Annotated in this window: 18 protein-coding genes; 8 read left to right on the top strand and 10 right to left on the bottom strand. The window is 44.8% G+C overall.

Annotated elements, in window-relative coordinates:
- Positions 1-27: 27 nt before the first annotated feature.
- The 4 genes from ACUUJN_RS09610 to ACUUJN_RS09595 form a co-directional block, all read right to left on the bottom strand.
- Positions 28-489: a MarR family winged helix-turn-helix transcriptional regulator gene (locus ACUUJN_RS09610; RefSeq protein ID WP_013309820.1), complete on the bottom strand. Its 462-nt coding sequence runs from the start codon at positions 487-489 to the stop codon at positions 28-30.
- Positions 490-688: 199 nt separating this feature from the next.
- Entirely contained in the window at positions 689-1138 is a 450-nt protein-coding gene (locus ACUUJN_RS09605; protein ID WP_023988125.1) for a VanZ family protein, read from the bottom strand.
- The gene (gene rpiA / locus ACUUJN_RS09600) at positions 1138-1806 is read right to left on the bottom strand and encodes a ribose-5-phosphate isomerase RpiA (RefSeq protein ID WP_484669536.1); all 669 of its coding nucleotides are present in this window, start codon (positions 1804-1806) and stop codon (positions 1138-1140) included. The genes ACUUJN_RS09605 and rpiA overlap by 1 nt, the downstream gene beginning before the upstream one ends.
- A 60-nt stretch (positions 1807-1866) precedes the next feature.
- Positions 1867-2337, bottom strand: a complete 471-nt coding sequence (locus ACUUJN_RS09595) for a GNAT family N-acetyltransferase (protein WP_028542760.1) — start codon at positions 2335-2337, stop codon at positions 1867-1869.
- Positions 2338-2804: 467 nt separating this feature from the next.
- On the opposite strand from ACUUJN_RS09595, the gene ACUUJN_RS09590 reads away from it, so the two are divergent.
- The 3 genes from ACUUJN_RS09590 (at position 2805) to ACUUJN_RS09580 (ending at position 9531) form a co-directional block, all read left to right on the top strand.
- The gene (locus tag ACUUJN_RS09590) at positions 2805-4574 is read left to right on the top strand and encodes a methyl-accepting chemotaxis protein (protein WP_025718581.1); all 1770 of its coding nucleotides are present in this window, start codon (positions 2805-2807) and stop codon (positions 4572-4574) included.
- Positions 4575-4718: 144 nt separating this feature from the next.
- The gene (locus tag ACUUJN_RS09585) at positions 4719-8414 is read left to right on the top strand and encodes a non-ribosomal peptide synthetase family protein (protein WP_484669535.1); all 3696 of its coding nucleotides are present in this window, start codon (positions 4719-4721) and stop codon (positions 8412-8414) included.
- 118 nt (positions 8415-8532) lie between these two features.
- Positions 8533-9531: a polysaccharide deacetylase family protein gene (locus ACUUJN_RS09580; protein WP_069080053.1), complete on the top strand. Its 999-nt coding sequence runs from the start codon at positions 8533-8535 to the stop codon at positions 9529-9531.
- A gap of 90 nt (positions 9532-9621) precedes the next feature.
- Here ACUUJN_RS09580 and ACUUJN_RS09575 read toward each other — a convergent pair whose 3' ends face one another.
- Together ACUUJN_RS09575 and ACUUJN_RS09570 are read right to left on the bottom strand one after the other, a co-directional pair.
- Positions 9622-10242: a TraX family protein gene (locus ACUUJN_RS09575; RefSeq protein WP_028542763.1), complete on the bottom strand. Its 621-nt coding sequence runs from the start codon at positions 10240-10242 to the stop codon at positions 9622-9624.
- Positions 10243-10264: 22 nt separating this feature from the next.
- Entirely contained in the window at positions 10265-10975 is a 711-nt protein-coding gene (locus ACUUJN_RS09570; protein WP_028542764.1) for a CBS domain-containing protein, read from the bottom strand.
- Positions 10976-11160: 185 nt separating this feature from the next.
- Between ACUUJN_RS09570 and fsa the strand changes: the two genes are divergently transcribed.
- The 3 genes from fsa (at position 11161) to ACUUJN_RS09555 (ending at position 13666) form a co-directional block, all read left to right on the top strand.
- On the top strand, positions 11161-11808 hold the full coding sequence (gene fsa, locus ACUUJN_RS09565; protein WP_013309811.1) for a fructose-6-phosphate aldolase: 648 nt from the start codon (positions 11161-11163) through the stop codon (positions 11806-11808).
- 201 nt (positions 11809-12009) lie between these two features.
- The gene (locus ACUUJN_RS09560) at positions 12010-12465 is read left to right on the top strand and encodes a MarR family winged helix-turn-helix transcriptional regulator (protein WP_023988117.1); all 456 of its coding nucleotides are present in this window, start codon (positions 12010-12012) and stop codon (positions 12463-12465) included.
- A 1-nt stretch (position 12466) separates the two neighbouring features.
- Positions 12467-13666, top strand: a complete 1200-nt coding sequence (locus ACUUJN_RS09555) for an MFS transporter (RefSeq protein WP_075154062.1) — start codon at positions 12467-12469, stop codon at positions 13664-13666.
- Positions 13667-13758: 92 nt separating this feature from the next.
- Here the strand turns inward: ACUUJN_RS09555 and ACUUJN_RS09550 are convergent, their stop codons facing one another.
- Both ACUUJN_RS09550 and ACUUJN_RS09545 read right to left on the bottom strand, forming a co-directional pair.
- Positions 13759-15069, bottom strand: a complete 1311-nt coding sequence (locus tag ACUUJN_RS09550; RefSeq protein ID WP_484669534.1) for an MFS transporter — start codon at positions 15067-15069, stop codon at positions 13759-13761.
- A gap of 90 nt (positions 15070-15159) precedes the next feature.
- Positions 15160-16878, bottom strand: coding sequence for a methyl-accepting chemotaxis protein (locus tag ACUUJN_RS09545; protein WP_023988114.1), 1719 nt, complete (start codon positions 16876-16878; stop codon positions 15160-15162).
- Positions 16879-17148: 270 nt separating this feature from the next.
- Between ACUUJN_RS09545 and ACUUJN_RS09540 the strand changes: the two genes are divergently transcribed.
- Positions 17149-18102 carry a serine hydrolase domain-containing protein gene (locus ACUUJN_RS09540; protein ID WP_023988113.1) on the top strand — a complete coding sequence of 318 codons (954 nt, stop codon included), beginning with the start codon at positions 17149-17151 and terminating at the stop codon, positions 18100-18102.
- A 143-nt stretch (positions 18103-18245) separates the two neighbouring features.
- Here the strand turns inward: ACUUJN_RS09540 and yicI are convergent, their stop codons facing one another.
- Complete coding sequence (gene yicI / locus ACUUJN_RS09535) at positions 18246-20570, bottom strand: alpha-xylosidase (protein ID WP_484669533.1); 2325 nt, start codon at positions 20568-20570, stop codon at positions 18246-18248.
- Positions 20571-20751: 181 nt separating this feature from the next.
- Between yicI and ACUUJN_RS09530 the strand changes: the two genes are divergently transcribed.
- Positions 20752-21672 (top strand): AraC family transcriptional regulator, encoded by a 921-nt coding sequence (locus ACUUJN_RS09530; RefSeq protein ID WP_279831071.1) that lies wholly within the window; start codon positions 20752-20754, stop codon positions 21670-21672.
- Between the two features lie 15 nt (positions 21673-21687).
- Here the strand turns inward: ACUUJN_RS09530 and brnQ are convergent, their stop codons facing one another.
- Positions 21688-23046 (bottom strand): branched-chain amino acid transport system II carrier protein, encoded by a 1359-nt coding sequence (gene brnQ, locus ACUUJN_RS09525; protein WP_484669532.1) that lies wholly within the window; start codon positions 23044-23046, stop codon positions 21688-21690.
- Positions 23047-23433: the final 387 nt, after the last annotated feature.

Raw genomic sequence — 23433 nt, 5'->3', positions numbered from 1 at the left:
AGCAGTTTTAACCTGCATACGCACAATTTATGATCCGTTACTCTTCTGCCCCTCAGCCGTTAGTCCAAGCTTTTTTAACAGATGAATAGCCTGCTCTTTCTCTTCCACAGATAAGCCATCTACGGTCTCCATAATGACACGATGATGCTGCGGGAATATTTGCTCAAAGAAATGACGTCCATCATCAGTCAATTCTGCATAAATCACACGCCGATCATCTTGTGATGCACGACGGGTAAGCAAGTTTTTTTTCTGAAGTTTATCTACCACGTACGTAATATTCCCACTAGAGATTAGTACCTTTTCTCCAATCTTCTGCAAAGGCTGTGGTCCCCGATAATACAGCAGATCAAGCACTCCAAATTCTGTTGTATTTAATCCATGACTATGAATGTCCCGATTTGTACGGGACGTGACCGAATTATAAGCACGAGCCAGAACAACGAACAAATTAAGTGCTAAGTCCTGATCATCTGGTTTTACAGACATATTAACAGCCTCCGTTACTCATATCTTTATTCCAAGATATCTTAATTGTGCACTTTTGTCAAGTTTAAGCGTTCCTTTCCCTGCTCTTACGGCCTATAAATGGAGGAATTACCGTCTATTATGAGAAGGTTACAGTTCATTATGTAAAAAAAGCCCGCTCTCAGCCAGTCTTAAAGCACTGATCCAGAGAGCGGGACGATTATGTTGTTATCCCTAACTTCTTACGTACAAATACGTAGGCAACACGGCCGCATAATACTCCCAGAACATTCAGTATGATGTCATCTACATCCATTGTACCTGCGCCCAGTAGCATTTGGGACACCTCAAGAATGACCAGTGCGATCACTATCGTTAACAACAGACTGCCTATACTTCGCATGGACACCCAAATGATAGGCACAAGGATACCGAAGGGAATAAATACGCCAATATTACCGAGCAAATTAACACCCCATACCCGAAAAGGAAACGACTCCATTGCCCGCCAGTATTGCCTAATCGTATCAAACGGAACAATATTATACGAATACGGGGGTCCTGGTCGTAATGTACGACCAAAACCGAGAAACATCCAATATAATAGAAGCCCTGTATATAAAATCAATAACATCAATGCCACATGATGAAGCAGGCGGGTCCTAGACATTACTTGTTACGGACGTCGATCTGTCCATTGGCCCGTGCGATAATAACCTGGTCCGCCATATTAATGAACAGTCCGTTATCGACTACACCCGGAATTTGATTCAAGCGGATTTCCAATTCCTGCGGATTCTCGATCTTACCATAGCGACAATCGGCAATATAATTACCATTATCCGTAAGGAAGCGCTCGCCGTCTTTCATACGCCATTCTGCTTTACAGCCCGTCCCCCGCAAAGCCTCCAACGTCCACTCACTGGCAAAGGGTACGACCTCAACGGGTAAAGGAAATGCACCCAGCACCTTCACATCCTTGGACTCATCGACAATAATGATTAATCGGTCGCTATTGCTTTCCACAATTTTCTCTCTCAGCAGGGCTCCGCCTCCACCTTTCACCAGTACCAGTTGCTCGTTCACTTCATCTGCACCGTCGATGGTAACGTCAAGCCTTCCAATCTGATCAAACGGAATGATGGGAATTCCCAGATCCCTGGCCTGATCCTCCGAGGCTTGGGATGTAGCTACAGCCTGTATATGTAATCCTTGTGCTACACGCTCACCGATTTTTTGAATAGCCCAAAAGGCTGTCGAGCCTGTACCAAGTCCTACTTTCATGCCGTCCTGAATCGCCTCAACTGCTTTTTCGGCCGCTTTTTGCTTCAAATTCATTATCATCTCTCCCGCTATATAGGCTAGTATTGATCATCATCCATTTTATAAGAGAACGCTTTATAATAACAGAGACAGCTTTTTACCATAACAAAGGCTGTTTTCATCGTGTTCATACTCCCCAAACCGTTCAATAGGTTCGTATCCCCGCTTGGTATAGAGAGCAATCGCTTCAGGTTGGGCCGCTCCGGTCTCCAGTTTAATTCTTACAACTCCTCGTTTGCTGGCTTCCTCTTCCAAAAAAGATAATAGACTCACCGCAATTCCTTGTCTGCGATAAGAGGAATCGACATAAAACCTTTTGAGCTCCATTTCTTCCGCATCTATAGGCCTAAGCCCTCCACAAGCCACCGGTTTTTCGTCCACATACACAACAGCGAAAACCATTTTTTTAACTTTCGGATTGGAAAAATCGACCAAGTAAATTTCGTCGGCAGGATACCTTTCCAGCAAGTCCTCATCCAGCCTTTGAATCAACTTATGCAGATCCTCATGATTACTCTCAACCTTTAAAATCGTAAGCTTGGACATTCTTCTTATCCCTCTTCTCTTTACATGGATATAAGGACTCATTTCGCAAACAATTCACAAAAACCGCGCTAAATCAAGCATTTCCAACGTCAAATATGAAAAATGTCCCAAATTGATAAGTGCATTTGACTCTATTATAAAGTATGATGGTTTCTGTTGAATAGTTGCTTATGGACTTTAATGAAGTCGAATTTCAAGTAGAAGTATAAATTGGAATATACTGAAACACAGACAGCGTTTACCTATTAAAAATTAATTTTTTATTGTGTAAGGTATTCATTTCAAGGGCTTTTCGTACGACATATATATAGGGATATCATACTTGTCTATAAAAGGACTTAAGACCTATTACTTAAAATTCAAGGGTCTATGATCTCGATTAATATGTTTGTAAGGGGGACTTGATTATCTCATTCGATAAGCGGTTCAACACCATATACAAAAATACAACCAGGGAGTGGAACATTTTGAAAAAGTGGAGTAGCTTATCATTCTTCACCAAAAACTTATTATTATCCTTCTTCAACATCGTATTGATTGGGCTAGTCCTTATTGTGTCCAGTTATTTGATCCAACGTACGATTTTGATAGACCAATTGCATGGGCAAGTGGAAAAAATCACATTGAAGTGGGCCCAAGGCATTAATTCCGATGATGTAACCCAAGCGGTTCAAGAGAAAAATTATGATGGACCCGTTCAAACCAAACTCCGCGCGTATCTAGATAATATCATGGCGACGAATCCGAATATCTCTCATGCTTATATTTTCGGGACGGAGCTCGAAAATGGCAATCTAACATCTATTGTGGCGATGCCAACGGATCTCAGAGAAGCATTTGAAAAAGATAAGCTGCTCGTTGGCTCCATGTACGAGCAACCCAATGTCGTAGCAGTAGGCGTAACCGGTATGCTGGACAGTGGCAAACCAACATTCACCAGCTTCTACGATGATTCTTTTGGTACATGGACGACTTTGATGACTCCGATTAAAGATCCAAGTGGCAAAATCTTTGCATATTTTGCAGTTGATGCAGATGCCGGTGCCGTACCTGCAGGATTGACCAAGCTGCTCATTAGCGGCGCTACCATTTTAGTGATTTTCCTACTGATCTGCCTGGCGCTTCAATATTGGGTTGTGAAACGCACGCTGTCCCCGATTAAGCAACTGATGTACGGTATCAGTGAAGTAAGCAGAGGAAATCTGGATGTTCAAATTCATGCAGGTCATGATGATTTAGGGCTCGTGAATCAGAACTTCAACAATATGGTAAGTCATATTAACAGCATTATGACCAAAGTGAAGCAGACAACGGATGAAGTCAATGAATCTGCCAAGGAATTACTCGCAATCTGCGAGCAAAACGGAATCAATTCCAACATCATCAATCAAAACATCAGTGAAATCACGGAGAATATCCGTTCGCAGGAAAAAGCAACAGGTGATAGTGCACGTGCCATGGCTGAAATGGCTTCGGTAATTCAAAATATTGCCACTAGTTCTTCCAATGTTGCGGAGGAAGCCAATTCGGTAGAGAAACGTTCTAATGAAGGCAACGAGATTGTAGGTAAGGTATCATCCCAAATGCACTTGATTACCGATACAGTAACCAATACTTCCCGTATCATCAAGTTGCTGGACAGTCGTTCGCAGGAAATTGGCAATATCATCAGTACCATTTCAGGCATCTCCAGTCAAACCAACCTGCTCGCTCTGAACGCTTCTATTGAAGCTGCCCGTGTTGGTGAAGAAGGTAAAGGCTTTGCCGTTGTTGCCAGTGAAGTACGTAAGCTGGCAGAACAATCTGCGGATGCAACCAAACAAATTACGTCCCTGATTGAAGAAATTCAAAGTGAAATCGGACAAGCTGTGAAGTCGATGGAGCAAGGAAACGTTGAAGTTCAAAACGGAATCGTCGTTGCCGGACAAGCAGGCGTGCTGTTCAATGATATTCTTCAAGCAACTAAAAATGTAGCATGGCAAATCCAAGAAGTATCCAGTGCTACTGAGCAAATATCTGCGGGTACACAGGAAATGACAGCAACAGCAGACGATCTTTCTTCCACCGTAACCAAAACAGCCAATAACAGTGTTCACATTGTGCGAACGGTGGAGGAACAAAAAGCTTCTTTGGATTCGATTATTGATTCATCCCATAAATTGACATCCATGTCTGAAGAGCTTCAAGAAATTACATCTTATTTCAAAATTGCAGACACCAACCGTACCAAATCATAATAACCATTTATCGACTCCAAAATTAATTTCATAAGTAAATCATTCGGTAATGCCTCCCTCCTGTTCATGCATTTGAAGGGATCGGAGGCATTTACTGAGTTTACCATTTATATTAAGACATCATACATTCAGGAGGTTAGCGTAATGGCTTCATTACTACAAAACAGCACACAGACAACCCCATCCCCATTCCTAGTTCCCTTGGATTGTGCACGTATACAACGCAAGCATACATCCTCTACTTATCAAGTAGAGCTAGAAGCGTCCATCTCGGAACAATTAAATCAGCAAAAAACTGCGGAAGACAAGCAAGCGTTGCTCTTATCAGCATATACTGCATGGGTATATCGCCTATCCGCAGAAGAAGAAGTTTCTTTTTCTACTTTTGTGCCGCAAACCGGTCTGCTTACAGCTTCGCTGACAGTCGAAAAGGAAACGACTTTTCATGAACTAGCAGGCTTATTTCAGGAGATGCTCCGTGAGCCTAATGCATACCTTGCGGAACCACAAGCCGATACTTCATTTTCGGCAAATCTGCCTACAGACAGCGGTGTAGAATCCCGTATTATGGACTGGGCTGTTAGTGAACACAATGGCGCTTATCAAATACAGATACGATATGATCAATCACTCTTGCTGGAAACAACGGTTGTCCGATACGCAGAATACTTTGAAACCCTTTTGCGTGGCGCGCTAACCAACAGCCATGCACTTGTGAATTCCATTGATATATTATCGGATGCGGATCGAGCTGCTCACGAAGCTTTAAATAATACAGTTGTGAAATATCCTGAGCACCAAACTATTCATGGAATGTTTGAGGAGGCGGCTTCACAATACCCTGATCGTCCGGCTATTGCTTCACACACTGGAGAGTACACGTACCGTGAGTTGAACGAACGTGCTAACCAAGTCGCACGTGTCTTGTTATCCAAAGGTCTTACCAAAGGTGAATTCGTGACTATCTTCATGGAACGGAGCTTAGAGACCGTCATTTCACTGCTTGGTATCCTGAAAGCCGGAGGTGTATATGTACCTGTTGATCCCGCCCACCCTGCTGACCGGAGTAGCTACATTGTCGAAGACACGCGTTCTCCTTTTGTCTTAACAACTTCCGCACTCATGGAACAAGCGACTGAACTGTGCGGTTCGATTGAGACGGTAAAAGAAATTTTAGCGATTAACGGGCCACTGGCAGGCTATGCTGCAAGCAATCCGAACGTTAATGTAAGTCCGGATGATCTAGCTTATGTCATCTATACATCCGGCTCTACAGGCAAACCGAAAGGTGCCCTGATCGCTCACCGCGGTGTCGTTAACCTAGGAGCTGTCGTGCAACGCGATTGCGACATTACACCTCAGGATGTGTTGACCCAATTTGCGACCTACAGCTTCGATGCATCCGTTTGGGATACAATTGGAGCCTTGTTTTACGGTGCAAAATTGTACTTGCTGTCTTCCGAAGAACGTGTATCTGTTGAAGAATTCGCTGAAGCCATTGCACGTACAGGCACGACGATTATTACCATTTTGCCGACCGTATTCTTTAATCAGCTATCTACGTACTTGTCAGACGAAGGCTATCGCAAACTCGCTAAGGTACGGATTGTTACCGTGGCAGGCGAAGCGCTGTACGGCTCACAAGTTCGAGCGTTCCAAAGCAAATTCGGTACAGATACCGACATCGTAAACGTATATGGACCGACAGAATGCACCGTAGCAACGACGACCCATCGGGTCCGTGGTGCCGTGCCTGAGCATGTCGTCAATATTCCGATCGGCAAGCCTATTTACAATTACAAAGTGTATATCGTTAACGATGATAACAAGCTTTGCCCTGTCAATATTCCGGGTGAAGTATGCATTGCTACTCCTGCATTGGCCCATGGCTATCTCCATCAGCCAGAACGTACAGCCCAATCATTCGTGGACAATCCTTTTGTTCCGGGTGAAAAAATGTACCGCTCGGGTGATATCGCCAAGCTGCTGCCAGATGGTACGATTGAATACGTAAGCCGCAAGGATTCACAACTCAAAATTCGGGGGAATCGGATTGAAATTGGAGAAATTGAAGACCATTTTTCCAAACATCCAGGTGTTCAGGACGTCGCTGTAGTAGCCGTCAAAGATCACACAGATCAGAACATGTTAGTTGGCTATTTTACCACTTCGGATGGACAATCCATTCCACAAGACGTTATTCAGTCTTATATTGGGGGCAAGCTGCCTTCTTATTTTGTACCAAGCCATGTCGTTCATCTGGAAGCCATGCCAATTTCACCAACTGGCAAGATCGATCGCAAAAAGTTGGCCCTGCGACCACTTCCGGAAGCGTCTGATCTTTCATTTGGCGGGGAACCTCTCCGAGAAGGAACCGAAACACTTATTGCCGAAGCATGGACTCAAGTGCTTGGTAAAAATAACATTGGCGCTACCGATGATTTCTTCCTGATCGGGGGCGATTCGCTTCGTGTCATTCATGTGCTGGCTATTCTAAAGCCGCGCTATGGCGCGCTGCGCATCGGAGATTTTTTCCGCTACAAAACCGTTCGCGAGCTTGCTGAATATGTGGAACAATTAGGTACGGAACAAACGCCGCAACGCAAGCCACTCGCGATTTCTCAAGAAAAAATGGACTTGAATGAGCATCCTATTGAGTTGTCTGGTGCTTCTGACTTAGCTGAGGTCCGCGACTTGCGCGTGATCTTGTTGACCGGTGCTACAGGCTATCTGGGCTCGCACATTCTGTATGACCTGCTTCAACGGACAGAAGCCAAAGTATACGCGATGGTACGCCCTTCTCAGGATGGTCCATCCGGTATCGAGCGTATTCAGTCCGTATTGACGGGATATTTTGGACAAGATATCTCCAGCTTGATCGAAGGACGGGTAAAAGCTGTCTATGGGGATCTGGAGCAAGCTGATCTTGGTCTCTCTTCCGTCGACCGCCATATGCTGGAGCACCAAATCGACGGCATCATTCACAGCGCCGCTGATGTTCGCCATTTTGGTGATTCGGCAGCCTTCGATCGCACGAATGTGACCGGAACACTGGAACTGCTGAAAATCGCTCAAGCCAAGCCAGGAGTATCCTTCCATCATGTCTCTACTATGGGAATACCAGAGGATCTTGCTAACGAAGGAAAATGGGAGTCGGCATTGGAGCTTTCTGCCTTCCCAGAAGAACTGAACGTGGACAACCTGTACACGAACAGTAAACTCGCGGCGGAGAAGCTGTTGTTCCAAGCAGCTCAAGCGGGTACGCCTGTCTCGATCTATCGCGCGGGCAATTTGACAGCCCATTCGGCCAACGGACGCTTCCAGCGAAATATCGACAGCAATGCTTATTATCGTATGATGAAGGCGATGCTGCTGCTGGGCAAAGCGCCACAAGCCGATTGGCATACGGACTTCACACCGATTGATTACGCCAGCCGTGCTATCGTAGAGCTGTCCGTTCATCAAAAAAGCGCAAACCGCATTTTCCATATCTGCAATCCGAACCCACTGCCATATGATGAACTGATCGCTATGGTAAACCAACTCGGTTACGCAGTAGAAACCCTGCCTTTTGACGATTACAGCGCTTGGCTGCTGAATCCGTCTTCCGGCATTCAGGAGGATGCACTTCACCTTGCTATGGGACAACTGGAAGGTGACGGAGCCAAGGATTCAGCTTACCGTTACGGATGCTCTGTAACCGCAGCTCTGCTGGAACAAGCTGGCGTTCAATGCCCGGCAACCGACCTTAACTTTATTCGGAACATGATCCAGCATGCCGTCGAGATCGGTTACTTCCCGACCTCTTCATCGGTATCTGTAAAAGCAACACAGAGGTAACAAAGTTGTGATATTTCCCCCGCATGTTTTCGGTATGATAGACTAGATTTTGCTAGTTTCATATTTAGTATAAACCTCTATACTTTCAGAATTTTTTGCATGCGGGGGATGTCATTCAATGAAACACACTTTTTTTAAAAGAACGTTGCTAATCATAAGTTTGTTGGCTATTTTAGGGATTTTGGTGTATGAAGCACGTAGCATATACCACACACCTACAGTTAAAGGGACTCATCGTACACGTACAGCTCATGCAGATCGACTGGTACGCCATTTATTCTCACTGACGCCTACACCAGATAAAGTATATTACCAAAACAAAGTCATTGTCCTGATGTATCATGAGGTGACCAAGACTCCACCTGATCCCGGCGCTCTCAAGCTTAGTAATTTAACGAGGCAGTTGGACGAAATGAAAGCTAACGGCTTCCACTGGATCACGATGAAAGAGTATACCAACTTTATTTTACATAAAGCCAAGGTTCCTGATAATGCGGTACTCATGACATTCGACGACGGCTATGAGTCCTTTTACACGGACACTTTTCCTGTGTTGAAAAAGTACCAGGTACCGGCAACCAATTTTCTCATCACGTCCACGATCAGCAATCCCAAGCACATTGGTATTCCAAAGCTCACATGGGATCAAATTCATCAGATGCATGCCGAAGGCATTGATTTCTACAATCACACCAATGACCAGCATGCTTACGGATACTCCAACACAGCCCGCACCAAACAAAAGCCGCTTCTGATGGGCCCGGTGTATTCGAAAAAGCTGGGGCGAATGGAAACAGAGAATGAGTTCAAACAGCGGGTTTATACCGACTTGGACATGGCTGACAAGAAGCTGTTCAAGCATCTACACAATGATCAGAATGTACTTGCCTTCCCTTATGGTGGGTATACCAAGGAGACGTTGGAAATTTGCCGTTCCTTGGGAATTGACGTTACATTCACGGTAAAACGGGGGATTAACTCGCCTGGGCAAATGAACGGCTATCGCGTCAATGCAGGTGGAATACACAATATTCCAGAAGTATTGGTGCAATACATGAAGGAAGGTGCTCCCCTTCGCCCACTTCCTTTTGCCCAAGGTCCTAACAAGGTATCCTAAACGTTAGCTAGCTTATTCAAGGATAAAAAAGAACCTTTAAAACCATTTATGTCGTGGTTTTAAAGGTTCTTTTGTTGTATGAGATGTAGATTAGGGCCAGATGCGAATTGCCGCGATAACAGCCAGATGTACCGGGTAAAAGCTGCGCCACAACCAACGCGGTACCCGACTATAAAATCCGCTCTCTCCCGTTGCAAAACATACGATCAGAATGCTGGACAGCAGACTAAAGTGTTGGAGATTTGCGTGGTGCACCATATCATACACAACGTTCAAAGCAAAATGGGCTGCAATCATCATATATGAGCGAGTGTATCGATAAATGAGAACCAGCAGTAGACCATAGGCCCCGTAATCCATCTGGCTGAACTCCATGACCAGAGCTGTAAGGACGTACAGACCCGTTACAGCCGCCCAATGCTTCAAGCGGGATGCAGCAGCCAGCGCGAGCAACGAGGCCAGTAGCGTCCAGATTACATTCGGTCTGTATACATCAAACGCCAGCATATAGGGCACCTGAGAAATCAGAGCCAGCCCGAGTAGACGGAGCATATAGCTCCGCATATCTCGGGTACGGGTATACCCCATATACAGCGCGTAGGCATAGATTGGAAAAGCAAGTCTGCCGGCAATTCTCCAAGCCGGATCCGTCGGAAAAAACACAAGTCCGACATGGTCAATCAGCATCGTCAGCATGGCCAACCAATACATACAAGGCCCCCTTATTCATCTTTTACGTTTTTTCTTCTGTCAAGCTCAGAATGGCGTTCATGATGTCCGTTTTCGTAACCCGCCCTACCAACCCTTGAATTGGAGTTGAGGAGCTACATTGCTCGTCCAAAACTGGAAGACAATTGACCTGATGCCGAATCAGTCTCGATATCGCTTCCAGTAAAGAGTCTTCTGGAGCAAGCGTCGTCATTTGGGCCCGGCGCGTCATTGCCATGGTCACCGGGACGGTGTGAAGATCGGTATGCCCCAGCATGACCTTCAGCAAATCCTTGCGCGTAACAATTCCAATGAGCTCCTGCTCCTCCCCTGTGACCATCAGCGTGCCTGTATTTTGCTGAAACAGCATCAGCACCGCATCATAGGCGGTCGTTTCACCGGAAATCAAAATCGGATCACTAAGTATATCCGCCACAGTCAGCTTTTTGAGCATGTTGCCGATATGACTATCATATTTGGGGTAACGTCCTGGCAAGTAGCCTACCTTCGGCTTGGCATCCACCAGCCCGAGCATAACGAGCAGAGCAAGATCAGAACGGAGAGTCGGACGCGTCAGTCCCAGTGTTTCAGCAATTTTATCCCCCGTAACAGGTGCCAGACGCTGGACAATATCAACAATTTCCCGCTGTCTTTCAGACAGTTGAATAATGATTACCTCCTTATGAAGTGGGGTAGTATATATTATAAATGAGCATAGATCGGTAAATTTCAGCATCTTCCGACAATTCATCAAATTTTAATCATAGACAGCTTGTTTTCAAATTTAAAATGTGTCACAATTAAGGATGTAATACATACTAATTATAAGTTTAACGTGTGCAATATGCTACATTTAAATGAGCTAGTGTACATCGCATGTGATATGTATTATGAATTATATAAACCTGAGGAGGAAATCAAATGAAATTTTTCTTGGATACTGGTAACATTGAAGAAATCAAACGTATTGAACGTTTGGGTCTGGTTGATGGTGTAACAACGAACCCTTCACTGATCGCTAAAGAAGGTCGAGTGTTCAAGGAAGTCATTCAGGAGATTTGCAGTATCGTTGAAGGTCCCGTAAGTGCTGAGGTTATTGGCCTGAAGGCTGAAGATATGCTCAAAGAAGCTTATGATATCGCCAAGTGGGCACCGAACGTGGTTATCAAGCTTCCTATGACCGAAGACGGCTTGTACGCTTGTAACGAGCTGACCAAGAACGGAATCAAAACGAATGTAACACTGATTTTCTCCGCGGCTCAAGGTTTGATGGCAGCCAAAGCTGGCGCTACTTTTATCAGCCCATTCGTAGGACGTCTGGATGATATCGCTGTTGATGGTATGAAGCTGATTCGTGAACTAAGACAAATTTTGGACATCCATGGTCTGAAATCCGAAATCATCGCGGCATCCATCCGCAACATTAAGCATGTAGAAGATGCTGCTCTGTCTGGTGCACATATTGCCACCATTCCAGGTTCCTTGCTCCCTTCTCTGTGGAAACACCCGCTGACAGACAGTGGTATCGAACGCTTCCTGAAGGACTGGGAAACTGTACCTAAAGCTTAATTCGCCAGTCATGGCAAACGATATTATATCAACCTAAACAGCCCGTATTTTATGGGCTGTTTTTTTGTTTTGTTTTGTGATGGCAGAATTAAAAACGCCGAACAACTTTTTTTGACAAAATAACTTGTTGTTCATATAATTGTTATAACAACTAATTGATTTCAAAGTAATTTATGTACGGGAAACAGAAAGGAGTACCTTATGAATAACTTGCCTCCCGATTGTTCCATTGGGATGTTGCTCGGGATTACTCACCGCAAAATGAGTCAGCAGCTCTTGCAGCGTCTCAAGCCTTATGATATTTCCCCAGAGCAATGGTCGGTTCTGTACCAAATCTATCAGGCTGAGGGTTTAAATCAGAAAGAAATTGCAGCTAAGGCCGTGAAGGACCAGCCGACCACGACTCGAATTATTGATTTATTAGACAAGAAGGGCTGGGTACGGCGTGTGAATAGCCCTCAGGATCGTCGAGCCTATTTACTTCATTTGACTGAAGCAGGCCGACAGCTTGTAAAAGAGATTCTTCCTATTGAATATGATGCCAATCACGATTTTGTAAGAAGAATTTCCTCAGCCGATCTGGAGCAATTCCGCCAGACTCTTTTACAAATTCACGCCAACATGACCGAATCAGAAAAACAAGGAGATAACGATTAATATGCAACAAAGCAAGCAACCTCTTTGGACCAAGGAATTTATTGTTCTTACGGTTTCCAATTTATTTTTGTTTTTGGAATTACAGATGATCTTATCCTCTATTCCTTCTTATGTGAAAAATACATTCCACGCTAGTTCCGTTCAGGTTAGTCTCGTTACCACTTTATTTGCTTTAAGTGCGATTGCGGCACGGCTCTTTTCCGCCCGTATGCTGGAAAAAGGGCATCGCAGCACTCTGATCTTCGTGGGGCTGCTGTTTGCATTGGCAGGAACGCTGGGGTACAGTGTTTCGCCGACGATTACAGTGCTTCTGCTCATGCGGATGTTATTCGGGATCGGCTTCGGTATGAGCAGTACGGCTTTTCCAACGATGGCCTCTGACGTCATCCCGTCCAAGCGCCTTGGTGAAGGAATGGGGTATTTTAGTTTATCTACCAGTCTAGCGATGTCGATTGGGCCGACCATTGGCATCTCAATGCTGCAATACGGGAGCTTTAACCTGCTCGCCTATACGACAGCAGCTGTCATTATTGTTATATTCCCTTTGGCTCACTGGCTCATTCGTACATTACCTAAGGGGCACATCGAACCCCCTATGATTCCTTTGGAAGAGGGGCGAAAACCGGCATTTAACCGTAAACTGTGGATTCCCGCCTTACTGAACATGCTGATGTCTATTACATATGGCGGATTACTCAGCTTTATGGCGCTTTACGGAAATGAAGCAAATCTGGCGCACCCGGCCTATTTTTTCCTGTTTAATGCGGTTTCCGTGCTGATTGTGCGTCCCTTCTCGGGCCGTATTTATGACAAAAAAGGAGCAAAAGCACTGCTCATCCCCGGCTCCCTCTTTTTAATTGGCGGTCTGCTCCTGCTTTCCTACGCGCACAGTGATGATTTCATGTATGTGTCGGCTCTTTGCTACGGTATCGGATTTGGTGTGATGCAGCCAACCCTGCAAACCTGGATGATTCAGATTGTATCTCCTAAACAAAGAGGCATGGCAAATGGTATGTTTCTCAATTCCCTCGATTTCGGGGTTGCAGCCGGTGCGCTTATACTTGGCATTATTGCCAAAGCAAGTGATTATGCGTGGATGTACCGCCTTTCCTCGCTGTTTATTGTACTGTTTTTGCTGATCTATGTTATACAAATCATCGCAAGCCGTAAGCCTAAATCGCATGTTTCTCTCAATGGGTAAAGCTATTGTTTTCAAATACATTTAGTTTATAACTGCTTATAATCAAAAGCACCCGTTGCCATGGTTGTGTGGACAACGGGTGCTTTTTCATTTTATTTCGCAGGAGTTTTGTGTCTTAGCTTGGGAGAAAGAGGCTTTTCTCGGAACAAGCCTGTCAGCTCCTCCTTTACATTTTTACGGTCAGTGGATGTGTCATCCGCTGGCTCATCCTGCTTGGGTCTGACCGCAAACAGCATCAGTAGAGCTGCAATGCCCCCCACAGCGGCCATCACGCCAAAGAGCAGACCATGTCCACTGCGACCCAGCAGCAAGGAAACAACCGGAGGGCCTAGCGATACCCCGACAAAGCGCATGCTGCTGTACAACGAAGTAATGGTTCCGCGCTCCTCTTTTTCAATTCCCTTCGTAATCAGGGCATCCAAACAAGGCAATGCGAGCCCAATTCCGCCTCCCCCTAACGTAAACAACCCAATCACCGCATAAATATGTTGAAAAAATCCGAGAATGGCAAAGCTGATCGTCAATATGGCCAAACCGCTGAAACCGATCCATTTCATGCGCTTTTTGTGCTTGCCGATAATCTTGCCTCCTACATAAGAGCACAGACAGAGGGAAATAAGCGGAATGGCCAGCACAAAACCTTTCCAGACTCCACGGAGGTTGTAACGACTTTCTAGTATGTCGGATAAGTAAAACAAGACGCCAAAAATGACAAACATGCAAATACCGCCCATAGCGAAAATAGCATAGAGCCAGCGTCCTTTTTCAGCAAGCACCCGCTTCACATTTCCCACAAACTCTCGAAACATAATCGGTTGGTTCTTACGTTTGGGCACATGGATCAGCCAAAGCACCAAAATGAGCGAAATCAGACAGAGTCCTGGAATTACTGCCAATGGCAAAAACCATAGAACTGCTCCCAACGCGGCACCGAGGATCGGACTTAACACTTTACCGAATGTGTTGTAGGTCTCGACGACGCCCAGGTTCTTGCTGGCCTCATCCTCGTTTTCGTACAAATCACCTACAAGCGGAATGACTATAGGAAAAGCCCCTGCCGCTCCCGCACCCTGAAGTAGACGGCCTCCAATAATGGTCCAGTATGCTGCCGAATCGTGAAGCAGCCATGCTCCCGCCGCAGAAATCCCCCCTCCAATCACAGTCAGAATCAGACAGGGAACAATCACCGCCTTACGGCCAAATCGGTCGGAGAGATAGCCCGCAATCGGTATCAGTAAAATGGCCACTACCGCATATACTGTAATCAACATGCTAATCCGAAAAGAGCTTACATGTAGCTTACGTCCGATTTCCGGTAAAACAGGAATCAGCATGGAATTACCCAGCGTCATCATCAGCGGGATGGAACCTAACGCAAGCAGATTCCCTTTATTTTGTTGCATCCCGTTACCACCTTTGCAAAAGTAATAACACAGCTGTTCTGATTCGTTCAACAGATGTTATTGTGTTTACATTGGTGGGGATTTATGCGGTTACACTTTAAATCCACCGACCCTTGCATTCAGCAGTTGCGACATATCCGCCAGTGTATGAATAGATGATGCAATTTCCTCCATGGAAGCCAGCTGCTCTTCAGCTGCCGCACTGACGCTCTGGGTTCCCCCTGCCGACTGCTCTGCTACTTCACGTATGCGTTCCACCGCTTCCACCATTCGCTCGGAACCGCCGGACATCTGTTCTACAGACCGATTTACACTGTGAATCTGTTCGCTGACCAGTTGAATGGAACTTCCAATCTGACGAAATGCGGTTTCTGCGGATTGCATAACCTTTACGCCAGACTGCACTTCAACCGTCCCTGTCTGCATACTGGAAGCGACATTTCCAACATGCTCCTGAATATTTTGCACAAATTGTGTGATTTCTGCTGCTGAAACCGATACCTGCTCGGCCAATCTTCTTACCTCAGAGGCTACAACTGCAAATCCTTTACCCTGCTCTCCGGCTCTTGCCGCTTCAATCGACGCGTTGAGCGCCAGCATTCCTGTCTGTTTGGCTATCCCAGTAATAACAGCTCCGATCATGCCAATCTGTTCGGCCTGTTCACTAAGTGAACGTACAGCACGTGCAGAGCTGTCTACACTTTCGCTTACCTTCTCCATCTGAAGCATAGCCTGACCTATAGATTGTTCTCCTGCTTCTGCATCTTTAGCGGCTGTATCAGACAACTCATACACCTGCTGGCTCGTAGCTGCAATATGCTCCAGTTCGTGGGCTAGCTCTTTTACGGTATCTGTAGTTTGTGTAATATCATCGACCTGATGCTCCATACCAGCCGCTAGCTCTTCCATTACACCGGAAGTATGACGATTGGCCTGATTCATTTCCTCTGTACTTACGCTAACCCGCTCTGCGGTTACGGTTAATGTACGCGCCGTATCCTGAGCATCCACTATAATACTGCGGAACCCCTCAATAAGCTTGTTGTAGGAGCTTGCAATCATACCGATTTCGTCTTTGGACGTAATATCCAGTCGGCTACGCAAATCTCCCCCACCTTCAGACATTTCCAACAGCTGCTCATTCATATGGTGTAATGGACGAATTGAACGAATCAAAACGATGGATTGAACAATACTGTAAATGATAACTAGAAGTCCTACAATACTCGTAATCAAGGATGTATTCGTCATCGTTTGGTGCGCTTGCTGTACTTTCACCGTTACCATATCTTCTTGAGCTTTGACAAAGGCTACTACCTTGGTATCAAGTTGCTTACGCAACACCCGTTCGTTTTCAAAATCATCGAGCAAATCAGAAAATGGCGGGAAAGCATCGTCTCTTGTACTCTGATACCCCGCTGTAGTCAGTAAACGATGAACTTGATTCATGTAAGTATTAATCCCCGTCTTGAGATCAGTCATTTTTTTCTTAGAATCCTCATTACCTGTATTAAGCAGAGCTTCTGTCTCCTGTAGCAACTTTGCAACTTCACTTTGCTTGTTTCCGATCTCTCGCCCGTACTGTTCATCACGAGTTAGCAAATATGCCCGCTCATCATTAGATATGCCGTTTAACAAAAATTGAAGAGACTTCGAGTTATACGCAATAGCCTCTTCACGATTCATAATATCCTTGTACTCATTCTCACTATGTACGCTTAAAATGTAATTGGTCAGCAGCATAGCTGCAATCACACTCGGAATCAGTATCGCGCTAAGAATCATTTTGGCCTTAATTGTTAAATTCATGAATCGGTCCCCCAGTTATTTCTGAATAAAATGTCCAACTTACTATATATCGTTTTATTCGATTGTTTTTTTGAATGAAACAGAAAAAGTGTATAGATTTTTAAATATACTTGTGTCTATTCAGTGAACATATATATCTTTTTTAATATCAAAGAACAAAAAAATTCAAAATTAGTAAATGAACTGTTTTCAGTTTGTACTCTTCGAATTTCGGACTATTAAAATGATATACTATGTATTGCTATGCCATAAGCCTCAAGGAGGATCTGCATGAAAAGTCTGGAACTAAAACCGCTTATTCACGTGCTTAACGAATTGGAAACCCGCAGCTGCCTTATTGAGCAGCAGGGTAACATGATCATGAATTACTATCGTGAACCTCAAATTGCTAATGAACTCTATAAAATAAATTCCTGTACCAAAAGCGTGATTTCCGCATTAGTTAGTATCGCTATGGACCAGCAACGGGGACCGAAACCGGAGACGCCGATCCTCGAATTCTTTCCCCAGTTGGCCACAGATAGTGATTCTCGTAAGCGTGATATTACGATTGAACATCTGCTGACGATGTCCGCAGGCTTTAACTGGACGGAATTTGGCGGACAAAATTCTTTTCCTACCATGAGCAAAACGTCAGACTGGGTGCAATTTGTGCTTTCACAGCCATTATCGGATGTGCCAGGTACGCGAATGGAATACAGTTCTGGCTGTTCTCAACTTTTGGCCACCATACTACGTAATGTTTCTGGACAAACAGTTGCTGAATTTGCCGAGCAGCAATTATTCCAACCGCTCAGTATCGAAAGCTATCATTGGGAAACCGATCCTCAGGGTACTCATACGGGTGGATTCGGACTGCATCTCAGGCCGATGGACATGCTCAAATTCGGGCGGCTTTATCTGAACCAAGGAGGCTGGGAAGGACGGCAGATCATCCAAACAGAGACAGTCCGATATTCAACCCGTCCGTTTCTTCCTGCTGCCAAACCACAAAAGGCATTTTACGGCTGGCACTGGTGGACTTCTTCCTTTTCAGATGAAACAGAGATAGGAACTGAAACGGACTATTTTTACGCTCTCGGCTTTGGTGGGCAATATATTGTTGTCGTCCCGTCGTATGACATGGTTGTTGTCGTTACCGCTGATAGATTTAAAAAGAAAAGGACTCCTGTAGATATTTTCCGGCAGTATATTGTACCGCTGCTACTCCAGCAGAATAAATAGAAATAAACACCAAAGCTAAAAGTTGCAACTGGTCTCTATCAAAAATCTGCATCAAAAAAGGCTTGCCTATTGGATCAGGCAAGCCCTTTTTTGCATATAATCGCTACATTATGACATACTTCATCCACTTTCTAGCGCCTTACCTAGCCCAAGTGAATAGTAAGCTCTTGCTGTCCGCTGGAAGCTGGTGTAATGGTTACACCCTGTTCTCCCGACTGGCTACTGCCTTCCTCCACTTGAACAGCCTCGTGGATACCGCGCAGGACTATCGACCATGGTTTAACAGCACCTTCTGCCTTCACCGTAATGACAGAATTCTTGCGGCTAGCAGTAACCGTTAGCTCTTCTTCACCTGACGTATTCACGATAATCGTTCGAGCCTGTTGCCCCTCACCAAGTTCAAACAAATGAAGCGCCACTTGATCAGCATAATCATAATCCGGACGACTGTTCTCATGACCGATTGCCAAAAGTGTGTTCGGCTTCACGAGCACAGGCAAAGTTGTAAAATCATGATGCTCGTTAACCCAACAACCACCTGACACGCTCTCATTCGTAAGTAAATTTGTCCACTTACCCTCTGGTACATAATACTGCACATTGCCTTCTTTATTAAAGATCGGGGCTACCAAAATGGAATCCCCCAGCATGTATTGCAGATCCAGCGTTGCACAGGTTGGGTCCTGCGGGAATTCCAATACCATAGCCCGCATCATCGGCAGTCCCTTTACTGAGGATTCCACAGCAGAAGGATACAGGTATGGCATTAGCGAGCATTTGAGTTTTGTAAAGCTGCGCACCACGTCGACTGATTCTTCATCAAACAGCCAAGGCACGCGATAGGATTCGTTTCCGTGCAGACGGCTATGAGAGGACAGAAGCCCGAATTGTACCCACCGTTTGTACACGTCCGGCGCAGCCGTTAACTCAAAGCCGCTAATATCATGGCTCCAGAAGCCGAAGCCGCTCAAACCAAGCGACAAACCGCCTCGCAAGGATTCCGCCATCGACTCATACGTAGACGAGCAGTCTCCGCCCCAGTGAACCGGGAACTGTTGCCCCCCGGCTGTAGCGGAACGTGCAAATAGTGCGGCTTCATTTTTACCCAGCTTTTCCTCCAGCACATCAAATACAGCCTTGTTGTACAAATGCGTATAATAATTATGCATCTTCATTGGATCAGAGCCGTCATGATATACTACATGGGTAGGGATGCGCTCGCCAAAATCAGTTTTAAAGCAATCCACCCCCTGATCTACCAACACCTTGAGCTTATCCTGGTACCATGCGACTGCAGCTGGATTCGTGAAGTCAACCAGCCCCATCCCCGCCTGCCACATATCCCATTGCCACACGCTGCCATCGGCGGTTTTGACCAGATAACCATTCTCCATACCTTCATCGAACAAAATGGATTTTTCCGCAATATACGGATTGATCCATGCACAAATTTTGAGACCCTTTGCCTTCAATCTCTGCAGCATGCCTTCCGGATCCGGGAACATGTCTTGATCCCACTGGAAATCGCACCATTGGTATTCCTTCATCCAGAAGCAGTCAAAATGGAATACCGAGAGTGGCAGATCCCGCTCAGCCATCCCGTCGACAAAATGGTTCACTGTCGCTTCATCATAATCTGTTGTGAACGAAGTGGTCAGCCACAAACCAAAGGTCCAGGCTGGTGGTAATGCAGGCTTACCCGTCAGCTTGGTGTAATTGTCCAGTACTTCTTTAGGGTTAGCTCCACCAATAATAAAATACTCTAACGATTCGCCGGAGACGCTAAACTGAACCTTTGATACATTTTCTGATGCAATCTCATAGGATACCTTTTCTGGATGGTTGACGAACACACCATACCCTTTATTAGATAGATAAAATGGAATGTTTTTATATGCCTGCTCACTGCTAGTCCCGCCATCTTCATTCCAGATATCAACCACCTGGCCATTTTTTACGAACGGAGTGAAACGCTCTCCAAGTCCGTATACGTACTCACCGATGCCCAACTCCAGCTGTTCCCGGAAAAAAGGCTGATCCTGCGGGTCTGTAATATAGCCTGGTCCCCGATGTCCGCTGCCTGTGACTTTGCGATCCTCGACATAAAAGCCTACATCCCAGCTCTTCCCACGGCCGACTCGCACACTCAGATCGCCGCTTTTCAGTACCGCTACGTCCTCATCCACCGTAATGTCTACCTCTGTTGGCAAGGTGTGAATTTCAAAATTCGGTCCCTGATGCACCCGTCCCTTATGGTGGTTCAGACGCACCTGAATGACATTCGGCATAGGCGAGCTGTAGGTCGCTTTCAGCAACGCTCCGTTCAGCGTATCTCCTTTATGCTCGATCCGGTGGGTCGCTGCATATACCGTCATGGAAGCATCGTCCGTCACAATATCACGGATTTCAGCAGGATTTTGTATCTCATAGCCCTTGCGAATCATCCAATAGCCATCAGTAAATTTCATCTGTTTCTTCCTCCGCTTCAATCTTTATTTTCTTAATCCCAAATCGCTTGTTGGATTTTTTCGAAATCCTTACTATAATAATATTGATTTATGTAAGGGTTTACTTCGTTTATTTTGACGTATTGTATCAATATTTTGATGTTTTCTATTTAAATCAGTTTGCGGAAAAGGAGTCATAGAAATGCAAAGAGAAATGTTGCGGGAAAACCGCATTCATGGCAATCCCATGTACCCAGTCAGCGTATACCCAAGCGTGGAGCAGTTGAACGGAAATAGTATACTGGAGTCTCATTGGCATGAAGAGATGGAGTTTATCATAGTCGAACAGGGGAGCGCCGTATTTCAGACGGATATGGTCTATACGGAGGTGAACGAAGGTGAAGCTCTTTTTGTCAACAGTGGTGAGCTTCACGCAGGTTATTTACAAAAAAGCGCTCGTTGCGTATTTTCTGCGGTGGTGTTTCACCCCGACATGCTGCACAGCCGCACGCAGGATACGGTGCAAACACAGTTTATTGACCCATTTATCAGTAAAAAGCTTGTCCCTCCCCCTCACATTCGTGGCGTGCAGCCCTGGGAGCAAGAGGTGCTGGCTGCATTGCGACACATTATCACCAGCCATGAGCAGAATGCGCCTGCCCGTGAACTGGCGACCAAGGCGCAGCTCTATAGCATGATCGCCTGTCTGTACCCACACATGACCCCCGCTAACGGAGAGGATGTGATTATGGCAGGGCAACGCAATAAAGTTGAACGGATCAAAAAAGCGCTGGTGTATATTAACAGTCATGCTCATGAGCCTATACGTTTACGGGAGATCGCAGATGAGATTGGAATGAGTGAGGGGCATTTTTGCCGTTTTTTTAAGCAGATGGTTCAGAAAAGCCCGGTAGAATATATTAACTATCATCGGATTCAAAAGGCTTGCAGGTTGCTGGAGCAAAGTGATCGCAAAGTGGTTGATATTGCGCTGGATGTTGGTTTTGACAATCTAAGCTATTTTATTGCGACCTTTAAAAAATGGAACGGCCTGACCCCTTCGCAGTACCGTAAGCAGCACGAAGCAGATCAGGCGCTTGCTGTCCCTTATATAACAGACTAATATGCATAGGATAAATCATTTATTTTTTTTGGGCTTCATAAGTACTAAAATTATTTTTCTTCCTCTTAACTTAGTAAATATGTAGCTAGCTACGCCTCCTAAAACAGAGGGAATTAACCACCCTAACCCTACATTATATAATGGAAGAAGATGAGTGAAAAAATCATTAATTACATTAATTTTTATTCCAGCAGCATTCAAGCCATCAAATAAACTAATGATAAAGGTTAATATCAAACTGCCTTGATATACTTCTGACCTTCCTTTAAATACGGGATGTAAAAAAGTTAAAAATATTAGAGAAATAGCAATAGGATATATTGCCATTAATACTGGCGTTGAAACCTTAATGAGCTGTGTTAAACCTATGTTGGCTACAAGGGTACTAAATATAGATAACATGAGAGCAACTCTTTTGTAAGAGACTTTTGGAAATAATCCATGAAAAAAGGAAGAGCAGGAAGTGATAAGCCCCACACTTGTCGTTAAACACGCTACTGTAATCATTAAGCCTAATAGAATAGAACCATAAGATCCAAAATAATAGGAGGAAACCTTAGCTAACACCTCAGCGCCATTTCCTAAAACACCCAATTTTTCAACGCTAGAAGCTCCCATGTATGAAAGAGACGTATAGATAAAAGCTAAGAGTATAACCGCAATTGCTATCGCTTTGGCACAAATGATCATCAACTCTTTTTTGGAAGTAACTCCTCTATCCTTAATTGCATTCACAATGATAATTCCAAAAATAAAGGCTACAAGAGCGTCCAATGTTAAATACCCCTCTTGAAAGCCTTTGAAAAAGACATTCGATGTATAACCCTCCGCAGGTTCTTGGAACTTTCCTATTGGGTGAATAATAGCTACAATCACAAGTAATCCAATGAATGTCAATTTAATGGGTGTTAAAAACTTTCCGATTACATCAATAATTTTTGTAGGATTAAGTGATAACAAACATGCAACTGCAAAAAAAAGGATAGTAAATACAAAAAGTGCGACAGGATGATCTGCATTGTTTGAAAAAAAAGGTTTTACTCCAATTTCAAATGACACACTACCGGTTCTAGGAATTGCATATAAAGGCCCGATGGCTAGATAAAGAATAGTTGTAAAGACAATGCCGAATACAGGATGTACACGACTCGCTAAAGTTTGCAAATTGCTTTTGCCCGAAAAAACAAAGGCTGTGACGGCTAGTAATGGTAAGCCAACTCCAGTAACCAAGAAACCTGCATTGGCTATCCATACATTCTTTCCAGCCATTTGCCCAAGCATAGGTGGAAAGATTAGATTCCCTGCACCAAAAAATAAGGCAAATAGCATTGATCCTATAATGATAATAAAGGACGCAGAAACACTTTTCGACATAATAAATCCTCCAACTACGAATTCACAACATTTTGTTTTTATTCGTTTTCTCTTTAATTTGTATAATATATGTTAATAGGGGCGTAGCCCATGTTGCATCCAAAGAACGGTATCTGATTGCCTAGAGTATGTAATCTGGTGCTTTTCACAAATAATGCTCAGTTCGATCTAAATGACCTCACCAATCAGGGACAGCCATCCGCTCCCCCCTTCTGACTAGTGTAGGGTGATAACCTGTCCCTTAGGGTGAGTGGATTTCGTCTTAACTCATCGTTACACAATACTCTATATACGATCACTGTTTCAAGTAACTTTGTACTTGCAAAATGAATCACTTCATCCCCTTGCTTTTACAATTATGATGCCCCCCTATGTTTCTCCTCCTAC

The sequence above is a fragment of the Paenibacillus sp. LRG-1 genome, assembly GCF_057220305.1.
This window is presented reverse-complemented; position numbering and strand designations above follow the sequence as displayed.